At 34.8% G+C, this 15,529-nt stretch carries 27 protein-coding genes; all 27 read left to right on the top strand.

What is annotated here, in order from left to right; genetic code table 11:
• Positions 1-6 precede the first annotated feature (6 nt).
• The 27 genes from rplB (at position 7) to eno (ending at position 15,192) form a co-directional block, all read left to right on the top strand.
• Positions 7-831, top strand: a complete 825-nt coding sequence (gene rplB / locus RCH18_RS04000) for a 50S ribosomal protein L2 (protein ID WP_072992303.1) — start codon at positions 7-9, stop codon at positions 829-831.
• A gap of 6 nt (positions 832-837) precedes the next feature.
• The gene (rpsS, locus tag RCH18_RS03995) at positions 838-1,116 is read left to right on the top strand and encodes a 30S ribosomal protein S19 (RefSeq protein WP_007136562.1); all 279 of its coding nucleotides are present in this window, start codon (positions 838-840) and stop codon (positions 1,114-1,116) included.
• A 6-nt stretch (positions 1,117-1,122) separates the two neighbouring features.
• On the top strand, positions 1,123-1,533 hold the full coding sequence (gene rplV / locus RCH18_RS03990; protein ID WP_066081038.1) for a 50S ribosomal protein L22: 411 nt from the start codon (positions 1,123-1,125) through the stop codon (positions 1,531-1,533).
• 6 nt (positions 1,534-1,539) lie between these two features.
• Positions 1,540-2,301, top strand: a complete 762-nt coding sequence (gene rpsC, locus RCH18_RS03985; RefSeq protein ID WP_326935467.1) for a 30S ribosomal protein S3 — start codon at positions 1,540-1,542, stop codon at positions 2,299-2,301.
• A 19-nt stretch (positions 2,302-2,320) separates the two neighbouring features.
• Positions 2,321-2,746 (top strand): 50S ribosomal protein L16, encoded by a 426-nt coding sequence (gene rplP / locus RCH18_RS03980; protein ID WP_007803637.1) that lies wholly within the window; start codon positions 2,321-2,323, stop codon positions 2,744-2,746.
• 13 nt (positions 2,747-2,759) lie between these two features.
• The gene (rpmC, locus tag RCH18_RS03975; protein WP_326935466.1) at positions 2,760-2,951 is read left to right on the top strand and encodes a 50S ribosomal protein L29; all 192 of its coding nucleotides are present in this window, start codon (positions 2,760-2,762) and stop codon (positions 2,949-2,951) included.
• Between the two features lie 17 nt (positions 2,952-2,968).
• Positions 2,969-3,229, top strand: a complete 261-nt coding sequence (gene rpsQ / locus RCH18_RS03970; protein ID WP_072992295.1) for a 30S ribosomal protein S17 — start codon at positions 2,969-2,971, stop codon at positions 3,227-3,229.
• A gap of 2 nt (positions 3,230-3,231) precedes the next feature.
• Entirely contained in the window at positions 3,232-3,600 is a 369-nt protein-coding gene (rplN, locus tag RCH18_RS03965) for a 50S ribosomal protein L14 (RefSeq protein ID WP_026717863.1), read from the top strand.
• 11 nt (positions 3,601-3,611) lie between these two features.
• Entirely contained in the window at positions 3,612-3,926 is a 315-nt protein-coding gene (gene rplX, locus RCH18_RS03960) for a 50S ribosomal protein L24 (RefSeq protein ID WP_326935465.1), read from the top strand.
• A gap of 2 nt (positions 3,927-3,928) precedes the next feature.
• The gene (gene rplE / locus RCH18_RS03955; RefSeq protein WP_072992290.1) at positions 3,929-4,480 is read left to right on the top strand and encodes a 50S ribosomal protein L5; all 552 of its coding nucleotides are present in this window, start codon (positions 3,929-3,931) and stop codon (positions 4,478-4,480) included.
• 3 nt (positions 4,481-4,483) lie between these two features.
• On the top strand, positions 4,484-4,753 hold the full coding sequence (rpsN, locus tag RCH18_RS03950) for a 30S ribosomal protein S14 (RefSeq protein ID WP_007136553.1): 270 nt from the start codon (positions 4,484-4,486) through the stop codon (positions 4,751-4,753).
• A gap of 126 nt (positions 4,754-4,879) precedes the next feature.
• On the top strand, positions 4,880-5,278 hold the full coding sequence (gene rpsH, locus RCH18_RS03945) for a 30S ribosomal protein S8 (protein ID WP_026707006.1): 399 nt from the start codon (positions 4,880-4,882) through the stop codon (positions 5,276-5,278).
• An 18-nt stretch (positions 5,279-5,296) separates the two neighbouring features.
• Positions 5,297-5,839 carry a 50S ribosomal protein L6 gene (rplF, locus tag RCH18_RS03940; protein WP_326935464.1) on the top strand — a complete coding sequence of 181 codons (543 nt, stop codon included), beginning with the start codon at positions 5,297-5,299 and terminating at the stop codon, positions 5,837-5,839.
• An 11-nt stretch (positions 5,840-5,850) separates the two neighbouring features.
• Entirely contained in the window at positions 5,851-6,201 is a 351-nt protein-coding gene (gene rplR, locus RCH18_RS03935; protein ID WP_326935463.1) for a 50S ribosomal protein L18, read from the top strand.
• 6 nt (positions 6,202-6,207) lie between these two features.
• The gene (gene rpsE, locus RCH18_RS03930) at positions 6,208-6,735 is read left to right on the top strand and encodes a 30S ribosomal protein S5 (protein WP_121925773.1); all 528 of its coding nucleotides are present in this window, start codon (positions 6,208-6,210) and stop codon (positions 6,733-6,735) included.
• A 12-nt stretch (positions 6,736-6,747) separates the two neighbouring features.
• Positions 6,748-6,930, top strand: coding sequence for a 50S ribosomal protein L30 (rpmD, locus tag RCH18_RS03925; protein ID WP_026706255.1), 183 nt, complete (start codon positions 6,748-6,750; stop codon positions 6,928-6,930).
• Positions 6,931-6,941: 11 nt separating this feature from the next.
• Complete coding sequence (rplO, locus tag RCH18_RS03920) at positions 6,942-7,394, top strand: 50S ribosomal protein L15 (protein ID WP_326935462.1); 453 nt, start codon at positions 6,942-6,944, stop codon at positions 7,392-7,394.
• A gap of 13 nt (positions 7,395-7,407) precedes the next feature.
• Positions 7,408-8,754 (top strand): preprotein translocase subunit SecY, encoded by a 1,347-nt coding sequence (gene secY, locus RCH18_RS03915; protein ID WP_326935461.1) that lies wholly within the window; start codon positions 7,408-7,410, stop codon positions 8,752-8,754.
• A gap of 4 nt (positions 8,755-8,758) precedes the next feature.
• Positions 8,759-8,974: a translation initiation factor IF-1 gene (infA, locus tag RCH18_RS03910; protein WP_007136545.1), complete on the top strand. Its 216-nt coding sequence runs from the start codon at positions 8,759-8,761 to the stop codon at positions 8,972-8,974.
• 70 nt (positions 8,975-9,044) lie between these two features.
• Positions 9,045-9,161, top strand: a complete 117-nt coding sequence (gene ykgO, locus RCH18_RS03905) for a type B 50S ribosomal protein L36 (protein WP_008992256.1) — start codon at positions 9,045-9,047, stop codon at positions 9,159-9,161.
• Between the two features lie 2 nt (positions 9,162-9,163).
• Complete coding sequence (rpsM, locus tag RCH18_RS03900) at positions 9,164-9,538, top strand: 30S ribosomal protein S13 (RefSeq protein ID WP_072992272.1); 375 nt, start codon at positions 9,164-9,166, stop codon at positions 9,536-9,538.
• Positions 9,539-9,546: 8 nt separating this feature from the next.
• On the top strand, positions 9,547-9,930 hold the full coding sequence (rpsK, locus tag RCH18_RS03895; RefSeq protein WP_024981527.1) for a 30S ribosomal protein S11: 384 nt from the start codon (positions 9,547-9,549) through the stop codon (positions 9,928-9,930).
• Between the two features lie 89 nt (positions 9,931-10,019).
• Complete coding sequence (rpsD, locus tag RCH18_RS03890) at positions 10,020-10,625, top strand: 30S ribosomal protein S4 (RefSeq protein WP_072992271.1); 606 nt, start codon at positions 10,020-10,022, stop codon at positions 10,623-10,625.
• Positions 10,626-10,646: 21 nt separating this feature from the next.
• Entirely contained in the window at positions 10,647-11,639 is a 993-nt protein-coding gene (locus tag RCH18_RS03885; RefSeq protein WP_326935458.1) for a DNA-directed RNA polymerase subunit alpha, read from the top strand.
• A gap of 63 nt (positions 11,640-11,702) precedes the next feature.
• Complete coding sequence (gene rplQ, locus RCH18_RS03880) at positions 11,703-12,197, top strand: 50S ribosomal protein L17 (RefSeq protein ID WP_326935457.1); 495 nt, start codon at positions 11,703-11,705, stop codon at positions 12,195-12,197.
• A 336-nt stretch (positions 12,198-12,533) separates the two neighbouring features.
• The gene (gene carA, locus RCH18_RS03875; RefSeq protein ID WP_326935456.1) at positions 12,534-13,634 is read left to right on the top strand and encodes a glutamine-hydrolyzing carbamoyl-phosphate synthase small subunit; all 1,101 of its coding nucleotides are present in this window, start codon (positions 12,534-12,536) and stop codon (positions 13,632-13,634) included.
• Between the two features lie 265 nt (positions 13,635-13,899).
• The gene (gene eno, locus RCH18_RS03870; protein WP_326935455.1) at positions 13,900-15,192 is read left to right on the top strand and encodes a phosphopyruvate hydratase; all 1,293 of its coding nucleotides are present in this window, start codon (positions 13,900-13,902) and stop codon (positions 15,190-15,192) included.
• Positions 15,193-15,529: the final 337 nt, after the last annotated feature.

Below are 15,529 nucleotides of genomic sequence, written 5' to 3'. Positions count from 1 at the left end.
GATAAAATGTCAGTAAGAAAATTAAAACCTATTACCCCAGGTCAGCGATTTAGAGTTGTGAATGGTTATGACGCCATTACAACTGATAAGCCGGAACGCTCTTTGATAGCGCCGATAAAAAACTCTGGTGGTAGAAATAGTCAAGGAAAGATGACCATGCGTTATACGGGTGGTGGTCACAAGCAGAGATATCGTATCATTGATTTCAAACGTACAAAAGAAGGAATTCCAGCTACAGTGAAATCAATCGAATATGATCCAAATCGCACTGCTTTTATCGCACTGTTAGCTTATGCTGATGGTGAGAAAACGTATGTTATTGCTCAAAACGGATTGAAAGTTGGACAGAAATTAGTTTCTGGTCCAGAATCTCAACCTGAAATTGGTAATACTTTACCTTTAAGTAAAGTTCCACTTGGAACTGTAATTTCTTGTATCGAATTGAGACCAGGGCAAGGAGCAGTAATTGCTCGTTCTGCTGGGACATTTGCTCAGTTAATGGCAAGAGATGGAAAATATGCAACAATCAAAATGCCTTCAGGAGAAACAAGATTAATCTTGTTAACTTGTTCGGCTACAATTGGTGCAGTATCTAATTCAGATCATCAATTAGTTGTATCAGGAAAAGCTGGTAGATCAAGATGGTTAGGAAGAAGACCTAGAACAAGACCTGTTGCAATGAACCCTGTCGATCACCCAATGGGTGGTGGTGAAGGACGTTCTTCTGGTGGACATCCACGTTCAAGAAATGGAATACCAGCAAAAGGTTATAGAACTCGTTCTAAGAAAAACCCGAGTAACAAGTATATCGTAGAACGTAGAAAGAAATAATAAGATATGGCACGTTCATTAAAAAAAGGACCTTTTGTTCATTATAAGTTAGACAAGAAAGTTCAAGAAAACATCGCAGGTGGAAATAAAGGAGTGGTTAAGACTTGGTCTAGGGCTTCAATGATTACTCCAGACTTTGTTGGACAAACTATCGCTGTTCATAACGGTCGTCAGTTTGTACCAGTTTACGTAACAGAAAACATGGTAGGTCACAAATTAGGAGAATTTTCACCAACTAGATCTTTTAGAGGTCATGCTGGAGCAAAAAATAAAGGTAAAAAATAAGAAGCAATGGGAGTTCGTAAAAGAGAAACAGCAGATGCGAGAAAAGAGGCTAATAAGTCTATTGCTTTCGCAAAATTGAATAACTGCCCTACTTCACCTAGAAAAATGCGCTTAGTAGCGGACTTGGTAAGAGGTCAGAAGGTAGAGAGAGCATTGAACATCTTAAGATTTAGTTCTAAAGAAGCTTCTAGAAAATTAGAGAAATTGGTTTTATCTGTAATTGCCAACTGGCAAGCAAAAAACCCTGAAGCTAATATGGAAGAAGCGGGTTTATTTGTAAAAACGATAACAGTAGATGGTGGAATGATGTTGAAAAGACTTCGTCCAGCGCCACAAGGTCGTGCGCACAGAATTAGAAAACGTTCTAACCACGTAACAATCGTGCTTGGATCTATTAATAACACACAAGCAATTTAATACAAGATGGGACAAAAGACAAATCCAATTGGAAATAGACTTGGTATCATCAGAGGATGGGACTCAAACTGGTATGGTGGAAATGACTATGGTGATAAACTTGCCGAAGATTATAAAATCAGAAAGTACATCCATGCTCGATTATCAAAAGCTAGTGTATCAAAAGTAATCATCGAGAGAACTTTGAAACTTGTAACCGTTACTATCACTACTGCTAGACCTGGTATCATTATCGGAAAAGGTGGCCAAGAGGTAGACAAGTTAAAAGAAGAACTTAAGAAAATTACTGACAAAGAGGTTCAAATCAACATCTTTGAAATCAAAAGACCTGAGTTAGATGCTTATTTAGTTGCAACAAGCATCGCTCGTCAAATCGAAAGCCGTATTTCTTACAGACGTGCAATCAAAATGGCTATTGCTGCTTCTATGCGTATGAACGCTGAAGGTATCAAAGTTTTGATTTCTGGTCGTTTGAATGGTGCAGAGATGGCACGTTCAGAAGGTTTCAAAGAAGGAAGAATTCCTCTATCAACTTTCAGAGCTGATATTGATTATGCTTTGGCTGAAGCTCATACTACCTATGGTAGAATGGGGATCAAAGTATGGATCATGAAAGGTGAAGTTTATGGAAAGAGAGATCTTTCTCCACTTGCTGGAATGGACAAAAAACAATCTGGTACTGGTGGAGGTAAAGGTGGCGATTCTCCAAGAGGAGATAGAAAGCCTTTTAACAAAGGTGGTAAACCAGACGCTCGTAAACGAAAGTAAATTTTTAAATTAAAGAAAAATGTTACAGCCTAAAAGAACAAAATACCGTAAGGTACAAAAAGGTAAAATGAAAGGAAACTCTCAAAGAGGGCATGAACTTTCTAATGGAATGTTTGGTATTAAATCTGTACATGAAGATGGAATGTTCTTAACTTCTCGTCAAATTGAAGCTGCGCGTATTGCTGCAACTCGTTTCATGAAAAGAGAGGGACAATTATGGATCAAAATATTTCCAGACAAACCAATTACTAAGAAGCCTCTTGAGGTACGTATGGGTAAAGGAAAAGGAGCCGTTGAATATTGGGCTGCTGTTGTTAAACCCGGAAGAATTATGTTTGAAGTTGGAGGAGTACCTTTGTCAGTTGCAAAAGAGGCGTTACGTCTTGCAGCTCAAAAGCTTCCAGTAAAAACTAAGTTCGTTGTTGCTAGAGATTTCGAAGCATAATTTATACTATATTATGAAACAATCAGAAATAAAAGATCTTTCTGCAGCAGAGTTGCAAGAAAAGCTTAGCCAGTCTAAGAAAACATATGCTGATCTAAAAATGGCTCACGCTATTTCACCAATTGAAAACCCACTTCAAATTAGAAGTGCGAGAAGAGTGGTTGCTAGATTAGCTACAGAACTTACTAAAAGAGAGTTACAATAACTGTAGTCTGCTGAAAGATGGAAGAAAAAAGAAATTTAAGAAAAGAAAGAATTGGTGTTGTCACTTCAGACAAAATGGATAAGTCTATTGTTGTTGCTGAAGTACGTAAAGTAAAACACCCATTATACGGTAAGTTCGTGTTGAAAACTAAAAAGTATCACGCACACGACGAAATGAACGACTGTAACATTGGCGATACGGTAAGGATCAGCGAAACGCGTCCTTTAAGTAAAACTAAATGTTGGAGGTTAGTTGAAATCTTAGAAAGAGCTAAATAATTATGGTACAACAAGAGTCAAGATTAAAAGTAGCAGATAATACGGGAGCAAAAGAAGTTTTAACTATCCGTGTTTTAGGAGGTACCAAAAGAAGGTATGCCTCTGTTGGTGACAAAATTGTAGTTTCTATCAAAGATACAGCACCTAACGGAAGCGTTAAAAAAGGAGCTGTTTCAACTGCAGTTGTTGTTCGTACCAAAAAAGAAGTGAGAAGAGCTGATGGTTCTTATATCCGTTTCGATGACAATGCATGTGTTCTTTTGAATGCTGCAGGGGAAATGAGAGGGACTCGTGTTTTTGGTCCAGTAGCAAGAGAACTTCGTGAAAAACAATTCATGAAAATTGTATCATTAGCACCAGAAGTGCTTTAATTCGTTTTAAGATGATAAAGCTAAAAATTAAATCAGGTGACATCGTAAGAGTAATTGCTGGAGACCATAAAGGTGCTGAAGGTAAAGTATTGCGTGTGGACAAAGAAAAGAACAAAGCAATTGTTGAAGGTGTAAACATGGTTTCTAAACACACGAAACCAAGTGCTAAAAGCCCTCAAGGTGGTATTGTAAAGAAAGAAGCTTCTATACAAATATCTAACATCTCTTTAATTGATCCTAAAACTAAGGAAACAACTAGAGTTGGTATTAGAGTAGAAGGAGATAAGAAAGTAAGATTTTCAAAAAAATCTAATCAAGTACTATAGTAATGGCATATATACCTAGACTAAAAGAAGAATATAAGAGCAGAGTAATTGCTTCTCTTAAAGAGGAATTCGGATACATAAACGTAATGCAAGTTCCCAAATTGGAAAAAATCGTTTTAAGTAAAGGAGTTGGTGCAGCTGTATCTGATAAAAAACTAATTGACTATGCAGTTGATGAGTTAACAAAGATCACTGGACAGAAAGCAGTATCTACTATCTCTAAGAAAGACGTTGCGTCATTTAAATTGAGAAAAGGGATGCCTATTGGAGCAAAAGTTACTTTACGTGGAGAAAGAATGTATGAGTTTTTAGATAGACTTGTGACTTCAGCTTTACCACGTGTTAGAGATTTCAGTGGTATTAAAGCTACTGGATTTGACGGAAGAGGTAATTATAATCTTGGTGTTTTGGAACAAATCATTTTCCCAGAAATTGATATTGATAAAGTAAACAAAATATCAGGTATGGATATCACTTTTGTAACATCTGCAAAAACCGATAAAGAAGCAAAGTCTCTATTAACAGAATTAGGATTACCTTTTAAAAAGAATTAAGACATGGCTAAAGAATCAATGAAAGCCCGCGAGGTTAAGAGAGAAAAAACAGTAGCTAAATATGCTGAGAAAAGAAAAGCTTTGTTAGAAGCTGGAGATTTCGTAGGTTTGCAAAAGTTACCGAAAAATGCTTCACCAGTTCGTTTGCACAATCGTTGTAAATTAACAGGTAGACCAAGAGGTTATATGCGTCAATTCGGTCTTTCACGTGTAACATTTCGTGAAATGGCAAATAACGGATTGATTCCAGGTGTGAAAAAAGCATCTTGGTAAGACGTAATTTTATTACGTTCTGATACAGGCACAACTTACGTTTTGTCTGTATCATTAATATTTATAAATTGGTCTCAGGTTCAATAAGATCGTCTTAAAGAAAACCAAGATCGCAAATTAATACAAATGTATACAGATCCTATTGCCGATTATTTGACAAGAGTTCGTAACGCTGTGGCAGCAAACCACAAAGTTGTCGAAATTCCTGCATCTAATCTAAAAAAAGAAATAACCAAGATCTTATTTGATCAAGGTTATATCTTGAGTTACAAATTTGAAGACAACGCCGTTCAGGGTTCAATCAAGATTGCTTTGAAGTATGATAAAGATACTAAAGAGTCCGTAATTAAAGATATCCAAAGAATTAGTAAACCAGGTTTACGTAAATATTCAAGTTCTTCATCTATTCCAAGAATCCTTAACGGTTTAGGGATTGCGATCGTGTCAACTTCAAAAGGTTTAATGACTGGAAAGAAAGCAAAGCAGCTTAATGTTGGTGGTGAAGTAATTTGTTACGTATACTAATTTAAAGACTATATAAAGATGTCAAGAATAGGTAAAAGCCCAGTAACAATACCAGCTGGTGTAACTGTTGAAGTTGCTAACGGTATTATTACAGTTAAAGGAAAAAATGGTCAACTAACTCAGGAGTTTTCGGACGTAACTGTTACAGTTGAAGGCGATCAAGTTCAAGTTGAAAGATCGTCTGATCATAAAGATCAAAGAGCAAAACACGGATTGTATAGATCATTAATCAATAACATGATTATTGGAGTTACAGATGGTTTTACAAAGTCTTTAGAATTGGTTGGAGTTGGTTATAGAGCTACAAGTCAAGGACAAAAATTAGATTTAGCACTTGGATTCTCTCATAATATTGTTTTAGAGATAGCTTCTGAAGTTACTTTAGAAACAATATCAGAAAAAGGTAAGAACCCTATCGTTAAATTAACATCATTTGACAAACAACTTTTGGGCCAAGTAGCTGCGAAAATCAGAGGTTTCCGTAAGCCTGAGCCGTACAAAGGAAAAGGTGTTAAATTCGTAGGTGAAGTATTAAGAAGAAAAGCAGGTAAATCAGCTTAAAAAATAAGATTATGTCATTAACAAAACCTGAAAGAAGACAAAGAATTAGATTCAGAATTAGAAAGACAATTAGTGGTACAGCTACTAATCCAAGACTATCTGTATTTAGAAGTAACAAAGAAATTTATGCTCAACTTATTGATGACGTAAACGGAGTTACTTTACTAGCAGCTTCTTCAAGAGAAAAAGAAATAGGTAACGGTACGAACATTGAAGTAGCTTTAGCAGTTGGAAAACTAGTTGCTGAAAAAGCATTAAAAGCTGGTTTTGATGTGGTAACTTTCGATAGAGGAGGTTATTTATATCACGGTCGTATTAAATCATTAGCGGAAGGCGCAAGAGCGGCTGGACTTAAATTCTAATATAGTATGTCTAATAGTAAATACAAGAATGTAGAGTTAGTAAAGCCAAGTGGTCTTGAATTAAAAGATCGTTTGGTAAGTGTAAATCGTGTTACTAAGGTTACAAAAGGTGGTAGAGCATTTGGTTTTTCTGCTATCGTAGTTGTAGGTGATGAAAACGGAGTAGTTGGACATGGTTTAGGGAAATCTAAAGACGTTTCTGAAGCAATTGCGAAAGCAGTAGAAGATGCAAAGAAAAATCTAGTAAAAATTCCTCTAAATGGTCTTTCAGTTCCTCACGAACAAAAAGGTAAATTTGGTGGTGCACGTGTGTTCTTAATTCCAGCCTCTCATGGTACAGGAGTTATTGCTGGTGGAGCTGTTCGTTCAGTTCTTGAATCAGTAGGAATTCATGATGTATTGTCTAAATCGCAAGGATCTTCAAATCCTCACAACGTAGTAAAAGCTACTTTTGATGCTTTATTACAAATGAGAAGTGCTTATGCTGTTGCAAAACAGAGAGGTGTTTCTTTAGAAAAAGTTTTTAAAGGTTAATTCAAGGAAATTATGGCTAAATTATTAGTAAAACAAGTTAGAAGCAAAATCAACTGTCCACTTACTCAAAAAAGAGGATTAGAAGCTTTAGGTCTACGTAAAATGGGACAAGTTGTAGAGCATGATTCAAACCCTGCAATCCTTGGGATGATAAATAAAGTTAAACACTTAGTTTCTGTTGAGGAAGCTAAATAACAAATACTGTTATGAATTTAAGTAACTTACAACCTGCTGAAGGTTCTACACACAATCAAAATAAAAGATTAGGTAGAGGAGAAGGTTCTGGAAAAGGTGGTACTTCTGCAAGAGGACACAAAGGAGCAAAATCTCGTTCTGGTTATTCTAAAAAGATTGGATTTGAAGGAGGGCAAATGCCCCTTCAAAGACGTGTACCTAAGTTTGGTTTTACAAACATCAATCGTAAAGATTACGAAGGTGTAAATCTTGATACACTTCAACATTTAGTTGATAATGGTGTTATTAAAGATACTGTTGATATGACAGTTTATGTTGCAAATCGTTTAGCTACTAAAAATGAAATCGTAAAGATTTTAGGTAGAGGTGAACTAACTGCAAAATTAAAAGTAACCGCTCACAAATTTACTGCTACTGCAAAAGCCGCTATTGAAGCTGCTGGTGGAGAAGCGGTAACAATGTAATTTTTCTATTAATATGAAGAAATTTATTGAATCAATAAGTAATGTTTGGAAAATTGAAGAACTTAAAAATAGAATCTTAATAACATTAGGATTACTTATAGTTTATCGGTTTGGGGCGCAAGTTACCCTTCCAGGCATTGATGCTACACAGTTGGGTAATTTAGCTGGGCAAACCAAAGAAGGAATTGGTTCAATTCTTGACATGTTTACTGGAGGTGCATTTTCTCAAGCTTCTGTTTTTGCTTTGGGAATTATGCCCTATATCTCTGCTTCTATTGTAGTACAGCTTATGGGAATAGCAATTCCTTATTTGCAAAAATTACAAAGTGATGGAGAAAGCGGTAGAAAAAAGATTAATCAAATTACACGTTGGTTGACAATTGCTATTACTTTAGTTCAAGGTCCAACTTACATCTATAATTTATATAGAACATTACCAGGCAATGCATTTTTATTGGGGTTCAATTCATTTGAATTCTTATTTTCATCAGTTATCATTTTAGTTACAGGTACAATTTTTGCCATGTGGTTAGGAGAAAAAATCACTGATAAAGGTATAGGAAATGGTATTTCATTATTGATCATGGTTGGTATATTGGCTAGATTTCCACAAGCTTTTATTCAAGAATTTACAACTAGAGTTACTAATAATAATGGTGGCCCAATGTTATTGGTTATTGAAATTATAGTGTGGTTACTCGTTATTATTTGTTGTGTTCTATTAGTGATGGCGGTGAGAAAGATTCCAGTACAGTATGCTCGTCGTACTACATCAGGAGATTTTGAGCAAGATATGCTAAATGGAAATAGACAATGGATTCCTTTAAAGCTTAATGCTTCTGGAGTTATGCCGATCATATTTGCACAGGCAATTATGTTTATACCAGCTGCTTTAGCAGGTTTATCTAAATCTGATGCGTCCCAATCTATTGTAGGTGCTTTTAGTAATATGTTTGGATTTTGGTATAATTTAGTATTTGCAACTTTAATAATTGTATTTACATTCTTTTATACCGCGATTACAGTTCCTACTAATAAAATGTCAGATGATTTAAAGAGGAGCGGTGGTTTTATTCCAGGCATACGTCCAGGGGTTGAAACTTCTGATTATCTTGATAAAGTAATGTCTTTAATAACTTTTCCAGGTTCTTTATTTCTAGCCTTAATTGCTGTGTTCCCAGCGATAATAGTAAGTATTATGGATGTGCAACAATCTTGGGCAATGTTTTTTGGAGGTACTTCATTAATAATTATGGTTGGTGTTGCCATAGATACAATGCAGCAAATCAATTCATATTTGTTGAATAGACATTATGATGGTTTAATGAAAAGTGGTAAAAATAGAAAAGCAGTAGCTTAACTTTATGGCAAAACAATCAGCAATAGAACAAGACGGGTCAATCATTGAAGCATTATCAAATGCGATGTTCCGTGTAGAATTAGAGAATGGACATATTGTAATAGCCCATATATCTGGAAAAATGCGTATGCATTACATCAAATTATTACCTGGTGATAAAGTGAAACTAGAAATGAGCCCTTATGATTTGTCAAAGGCAAGAATTACTTATAGATATTAAATAGGCCATAGGCAAAAGGCAATAGGTGATAAGCTTAAAGCAGAAAGCATATAGCATAAAGCAATTTAAAATGAAAGTTAGAGCTTCAGTAAAAAAGAGAAGTCCCGAGTGCAAGATTGTGCGTAGAAAAGGGAGATTGTACGTAATAAACAAAAAGAATCCTAGATTTAAACAAAGACAAGGATAATTATGGCAAGAATAGCAGGGGTAGACATCCCGAAAAATAAGAGAGGTGTTATAGCACTTACCTACATCTTTGGATTAGGAAAAAGTAGAGCAATTGAGATTTTAGAAAAAGCTCAAGTTAGCCAAGATAAAAAAGTTCAAGATTGGAATGACGACGAAATCGGAGCAATTCGTGAAGCTGTTGGTGTTTTTAAAATTGAAGGTGAATTGCGTTCTGAGGTTTCTTTAAACATCAAACGTTTAATGGATATTGGTTGTTATAGAGGTATCCGTCATAGATCAGGTCTTCCATTAAGAGGACAAAGAACTAAAAACAACTCTAGAACTAGAAAAGGTAAAAGAAAAACTGTTGCTAACAAGAAAAAAGCAACTAAATAATAAGTAATATGGCTAAAGCAACTGCAAAAAAACGTAAAGTTATCGTTGAATCAACGGGAGAAGCTCATATTTCTGCTACTTTTAACAATATCATCATTTCTTTGACAAACAAAAAAGGTGAAGTTATTTCATGGTCTTCAGCTGGAAAAATGGGTTTTAGAGGTTCTAAAAAGAATACTCCATACGCAGCCCAAATGGCAGCAGAAGATTGTAGTAAAGTAGCTCTTGAAGCTGGATTGAAAAAAGTGAAGGTGTATGTAAAAGGACCAGGAAACGGACGTGAGTCTGCTATTCGTTCCTTACATAACGGTGGAATTGAAGTTACAGAGATTATCGATGTTACTCCAATGCCACACAACGGATGTCGTCCTCCAAAAAGACGTAGAGTTTAATAATATATTTAAGTATAACTAGGTAGAATACACGATTATCGAAGGATATGACCTGAATTCATAATCTCTACCTTAATTAATTTTTAGAAATGGCAAGATATACTGGTCCAAAAACTAGAATTGCTCGTAAATTTGGCGAAGCAATTTTCGGAGATGACAAAGCATTCGAAAGAAGAAGTTACCCACCTGGACAACACGGGATGGCTAAGAAAAGAGGTAAAAAATCTGAATATGCAATCCAGTTAATGGAAAAGCAAAAAGCTAAATATTCTTATGGAATATTAGAAAAGCAATTTAGAGGTTTGTTTAAAAAAGCATCGGCTACTAAAGGAGTAACTGGTGAAGTGCTTTTACAATTGTGTGAAGCAAGATTAGACAATGTTGTTTTTAGAATGGGAATTGCTCCTTCTAGAAGAGGTGCTAGACAATTAGTTTCGCACAGACACATTACTGTAAATGGTGATGTTGTAAATATCGCATCTTATCACTTAAAACCAGGTGACAAAGTTGCAGTTCGTGAAAAATCTAAATCTTTAGATGCTATCGAACGTTCTTTATCTAATTCAAGTCATGTTTATGAGTGGATTACTTGGAATAACGACGTTAAAGAAGGTACTTTTGTAACTGTACCAGCTAGACTTCAAATTCCAGAAAACATTAAAGAACAATTAATCGTAGAGTTGTACAACAAATAATAATTGACTTAGTCGAAATTTATGGCAATATTTAATTTTCAGAAGCCCGATAAAGTTATCATGATCAATTCCACTGATTTTGAAGGTAAATTTGAATTTAGACCTTTAGAACCTGGTTACGGATTGACTGTTGGTAATGCACTTAGAAGAGTTTTGCTTTCAGCATTAGAAGGTTATGCAATTACATCGGTTCGCATAGAAGGTGTAGATCATGAGTTTTCTACTATAGCAGGAGTTGTTGAAGACGTTACCGAAATTATTCTTAATCTAAAACAAGTACGTTTTAAACGTCAAATTGAAGATGTAGATAATGAATCAGTTACAATTTCTGTTTCTGGTAGAGATCAATTAACAGCTGGTGATTTTCAAAAATTTATTTCAGGTTTTCAAGTTTTGAACCCAGAACTAGTAATTTGTAATTTAGATAGTAAAATCAAACTTAATTTCGATTTAACAATCGAAAAAGGTAGAGGATACGTTCCCGCTGAAGAGAATAAAAAACAGAATGCTGCAATTGGAACTATATATACAGATTCAATTTTTACTCCGGTAAAAAATGTTAAATACACGATCGAAAATTTTCGTGTAGAGCAAAAAACAGATTATGAAAAATTAGTTTTTGAAATAAAAACCGATGGCTCTATTAATCCAAAAGATGCTTTAACTGAAGCTGCAAAAGTTCTTATTCATCATTTTATGTTATTTTCTGACGAAAGAATTACACTTGAGGCTGACGAAATTGCACAAACAGAATCGTATGATGAAGAATCATTACACATGAGACAATTGCTTAAAACTAAGCTTGTGGATATGGATCTTTCTGTAAGAGCATTAAATTGCTTGAAAGCGGCTGAAGTTGATACACTTGGTGATTTAGTATCGTTCAATAAAAATGACCTAATGAAATTCCGTAATTTTGGTAAAAAATCTTTAACTGAACTTGATGAACTTGTTGCAGTTAAAAATTTAAACTTCGGTATGGATTTAGCAAAATACAAATTAGATAAAGAATAAATTACTTCATATTTTGATCTCCAAAAAGGATAGTATCAAGATGAAAGTATTAAAAAAAACGTCATGAGACACGGAAAAAAATTCAATCACTTAAGCAGACAGACTTCACATAGGAAAGCTATGTTAGCTAATATGGCTTGCTCTCTTATTGAGCATAAGCGTATTAATACTACTGTTGCTAAAGCAAAAGCGCTTAAACAATTTGTTGAGCCTTTAATAACTAAATCTAAAGCCGATACGACTCATAATCGTCGTATTTGCTTCGCTTACTTGCGTAGTAAATATGCGGTAACTGATTTGTTTAGAGACGTAGCTGCTAAAGTTGGTGATCGTCCAGGTGGATACACGCGTATCATTAAAGTTGGAAATCGTTTAGGAGATAATGCTGATATGGCAATGATCGAATTAGTAGATTTCAATGAACTTTACAACGGAGGTAAAAAAGAAGTTAAAAAAGCAAAAAGCCGTCGTGGTGCTAAAGCTAAGAAAGCAGATGATGCTTCTGAGCCTGTTGCTCCAGCTGCTGATGCTGAAACAACGACTGATCCAGTAGAATAATTATGAAAATAATAATTCAATAAAATCAAGGATAAGCTATTTATAGTTTATCCTTTTTTTTTGAATTTTTTTGGAGCAATAATTATAGTTTCAGTTCGCTAATCTTCCTGCTGTGCGCTGTATCTCCTTGCCCAAAATCTGGGCAAGGAGGATGCCGCTTCCATCAGGTCTATGATACATAAATGATATATTGAGGGTATATCGTCCATAAAGCTTTAGCTTAAAATAGTAGATAATATTTTTGCCTACACTATTTTAAAAAATTAATTTTGTAGCGTACTGATTATTTTATCGAGTCAGTATTTTTAACACAACACAATATTTACATAACTACTAATGAAATACACAACAAGAAAAAGCGCTATTCTACTATTAAGTGACGGAACCATGTTCCACGGAAAGTCGATAGGCATAAGTGGAACTACTTTTGGTGAAGTTTGTTTCAATACAGGAATGACCGGCTATCAAGAAATATTTACTGATCCTTCTTATTTTGGACAATTAATGGTTGCCACTAATGCACATATTGGTAATTACGGAGTGAATGATGCTGAGATAGAATCTGATAGTATTAAGATATCGGGATTAATTTGTAAAAATTTCAGTTTTAATTATTCTCGTGCTGATGCATCGGGAGGTTTGGAAGATTACTTTATAAAGCAAGATCTAATTTGTATTTCTGATATTGATACGAGAGCTCTTGTGAGTTATATTCGTGACAACGGAGCTATGAATGCTGTTATCTGTACAGACGATACTTCCATCGAAGATTTGAAAACGGCTTTATCTAACGTTCCTGATATGAAAGGCTTAGAATTAGCATCTCAAGTTTCAACTAAAACACCGTATTTTTATGGAAATGAGAATGCGACTTACAAAATATCTGCTCTTGATTTAGGAATCAAAACTAATATATTGCGTAATCTCGCTAACAGAGATTGCTATATTAAAGTTTTCCCCTATGATTCTTCTTATCAAGATTTATCCACTTTTGAGCCCGATGGTTATTTTTTATCAAATGGCCCTGGCGATCCTGAACCACTTGCTAGCGCAATACAAGTTGCTAAAGAGATTTTAGATCAAGATAAGCCTTTATTCGGTATATGTCTTGGACATCAAGTCATTGGATTAGCAAATGGAATTTCTACATACAAAATGTTTAATGGACATAGAGGTATTAATCATCCGGTAAAAAATATTATTACTGGCAAGGGAGAAATTACCTCGCAAAATCATGGTTTTGCTGTTAACAAGGAGGAACTTGAAAACAATCCTGATTTAGAAATAACTCATGTGCACTTAAATGATGGAACAGTGGCTGGGATGCGTATGAAGAATAAGAATTGTTTCTCTGTTCAATACCATCCAGAAGCCAGTCCTGGCCCACATGATTCATCATACTTATTTGACCAATTTATAGATAATATCAAACAATAAAAAAGATGATTTACTTTTAAGTAAGTACTTATAATAATAGAAAGGGATTTGCTTTTATGTGAAAGTGTATCCCTTTTTTGTTTATTTATAACCCCTGTTTTTTAAACTATCAGTAAATCATTTGATCAATTATGTTTTTATATTTTGGAGTCCTATTTTTAATTGATAAGCATTTACAACGTTTTCGTTAATAAGATTCATTGTTTTCACTAAATGAATCGAAAAGATAGGATATATTTGTATTTTAAATTTAAATATTTAGTATATGAGCATAATTATCAAAATTCACGCAAGACAAATTTTCGATTCAAGAGGAAATCCTACTATTGAAGTAGATGTAATTACAGACAATGGTATATTAGGTAGAGCCGCAGTTCCTTCTGGAGCGTCAACTGGCGAGCATGAAGCTGTTGAGTTACGTGATGGAGGGCAAGCATATCTTGGAAAAGGTGTTTTAAATGCTGTGAAAAATGTGAATACACTTATTGCTGAAGAACTTTTAGGTGTCTCAGTTTTTGAACAAAATTTAATTGATCAAATGATGATCGATTTAGATGGTACTCCAAATAAATCTAACTTAGGTGCTAATGCAATTTTAGGGGTTTCTCTTGCCATTGCAAAAGCTGCTGCAAATGAGTTAGGTTTGCCTTTATACAGATACGTAGGCGGTGTTTCTGCAAATACTTTACCCGTGCCTATGATGAACATCATCAATGGTGGGTCGCATTCTGATGCACCCATTGCTTTTCAAGAATTTATGATCATCCCTGTAAAAGCGGCTACTTTCACGCATGCAATGCAAATGGGAACTGAGATCTTTCATAGCTTAAAAAAAGTACTTCATGATAGAGGACTTTCTACAGCGGTAGGAGACGAAGGTGGTTTTGCACCAAATCTTGCTGGAGGAACCGAAGATGCATTAGATACAATAAAGCAAGCAGTTGAAAAAGCAGGTTATGTTTTTGGAGAAGACATTATGATTGCTTTAGATTGTGCAGCTGCTGAATTTTACGTTAATGGTCAGTATGACTATTCTAAATTTGAAGGGGATACAGGTAAAGTGAGATCATCGGCGGAACAAGTAGAATATTTAGCTGAATTAGCTGCTAACTATCCTATTATCTCTATTGAAGATGGTATGGATGAGAATGACTGGGATGGATGGAAATTACTTACTGAAAAAATAGGTGATAAAGTCCAGTTAGTTGGAGATGATTTATTTGTTACCAATGTGCAACGTTTATCAACAGGAATTGAAAAAGGAATTGCCAATTCAATTTTGATAAAAGTAAATCAAATAGGGACATTATCAGAAACAATTGCTGCAGTAAATATGGCTAAAAACGCTGGATACACATCTGTGATGTCCCATCGTTCTGGCGAGACAGAGGATAATACAATTGCTGACTTAGCAGTAGCTTTAAATTGTGGTCAAATAAAAACGGGTTCTGCATCACGTTCAGATCGTATGGCAAAATACAATCAATTATTACGTATTGAGGAAGAGCTAGGTGATACAGCTTATTTTCCAGCAAAAAAAGCTTTCAAAATTAAGTAAATATTTCAATATTATTTTCTAAAACCGTTCTTTCAAAGAGCGGTTTTTTTTGTTATATTTAACACAATCCCGAAACGTCGGGATTTTGCAAAATCGAAACCTTTTTGGAGATTTTTTCTCTAATAGGTTTTTTTTTATTTGGGCGTGCCCTTGTTGTTCAACATTTATTTCCAGTTACAACTCATGGCTAGCAACAAAAGCGGGTTTTCTGTTCTATTTTTTTTTAGAAAAATGGAACATTCTTCTAAAAAAAGAGCTCCTTCAATCCCTCACACGAAAACAGTAACAGTCAATTAAAATTAATTGTATAAATCGAAAAACAGAAAGGCAGTTACAA

The sequence above is a fragment of the Flavobacterium sp. PL11 genome (genome assembly GCF_035985025.1).
GTDB lineage: Bacteria > Bacteroidota > Bacteroidia > Flavobacteriales > Flavobacteriaceae > Flavobacterium.
The sequence above is the reverse complement of the archived record's forward strand: the minus strand, read 5'-3'. Positions and strand labels throughout refer to the sequence as shown.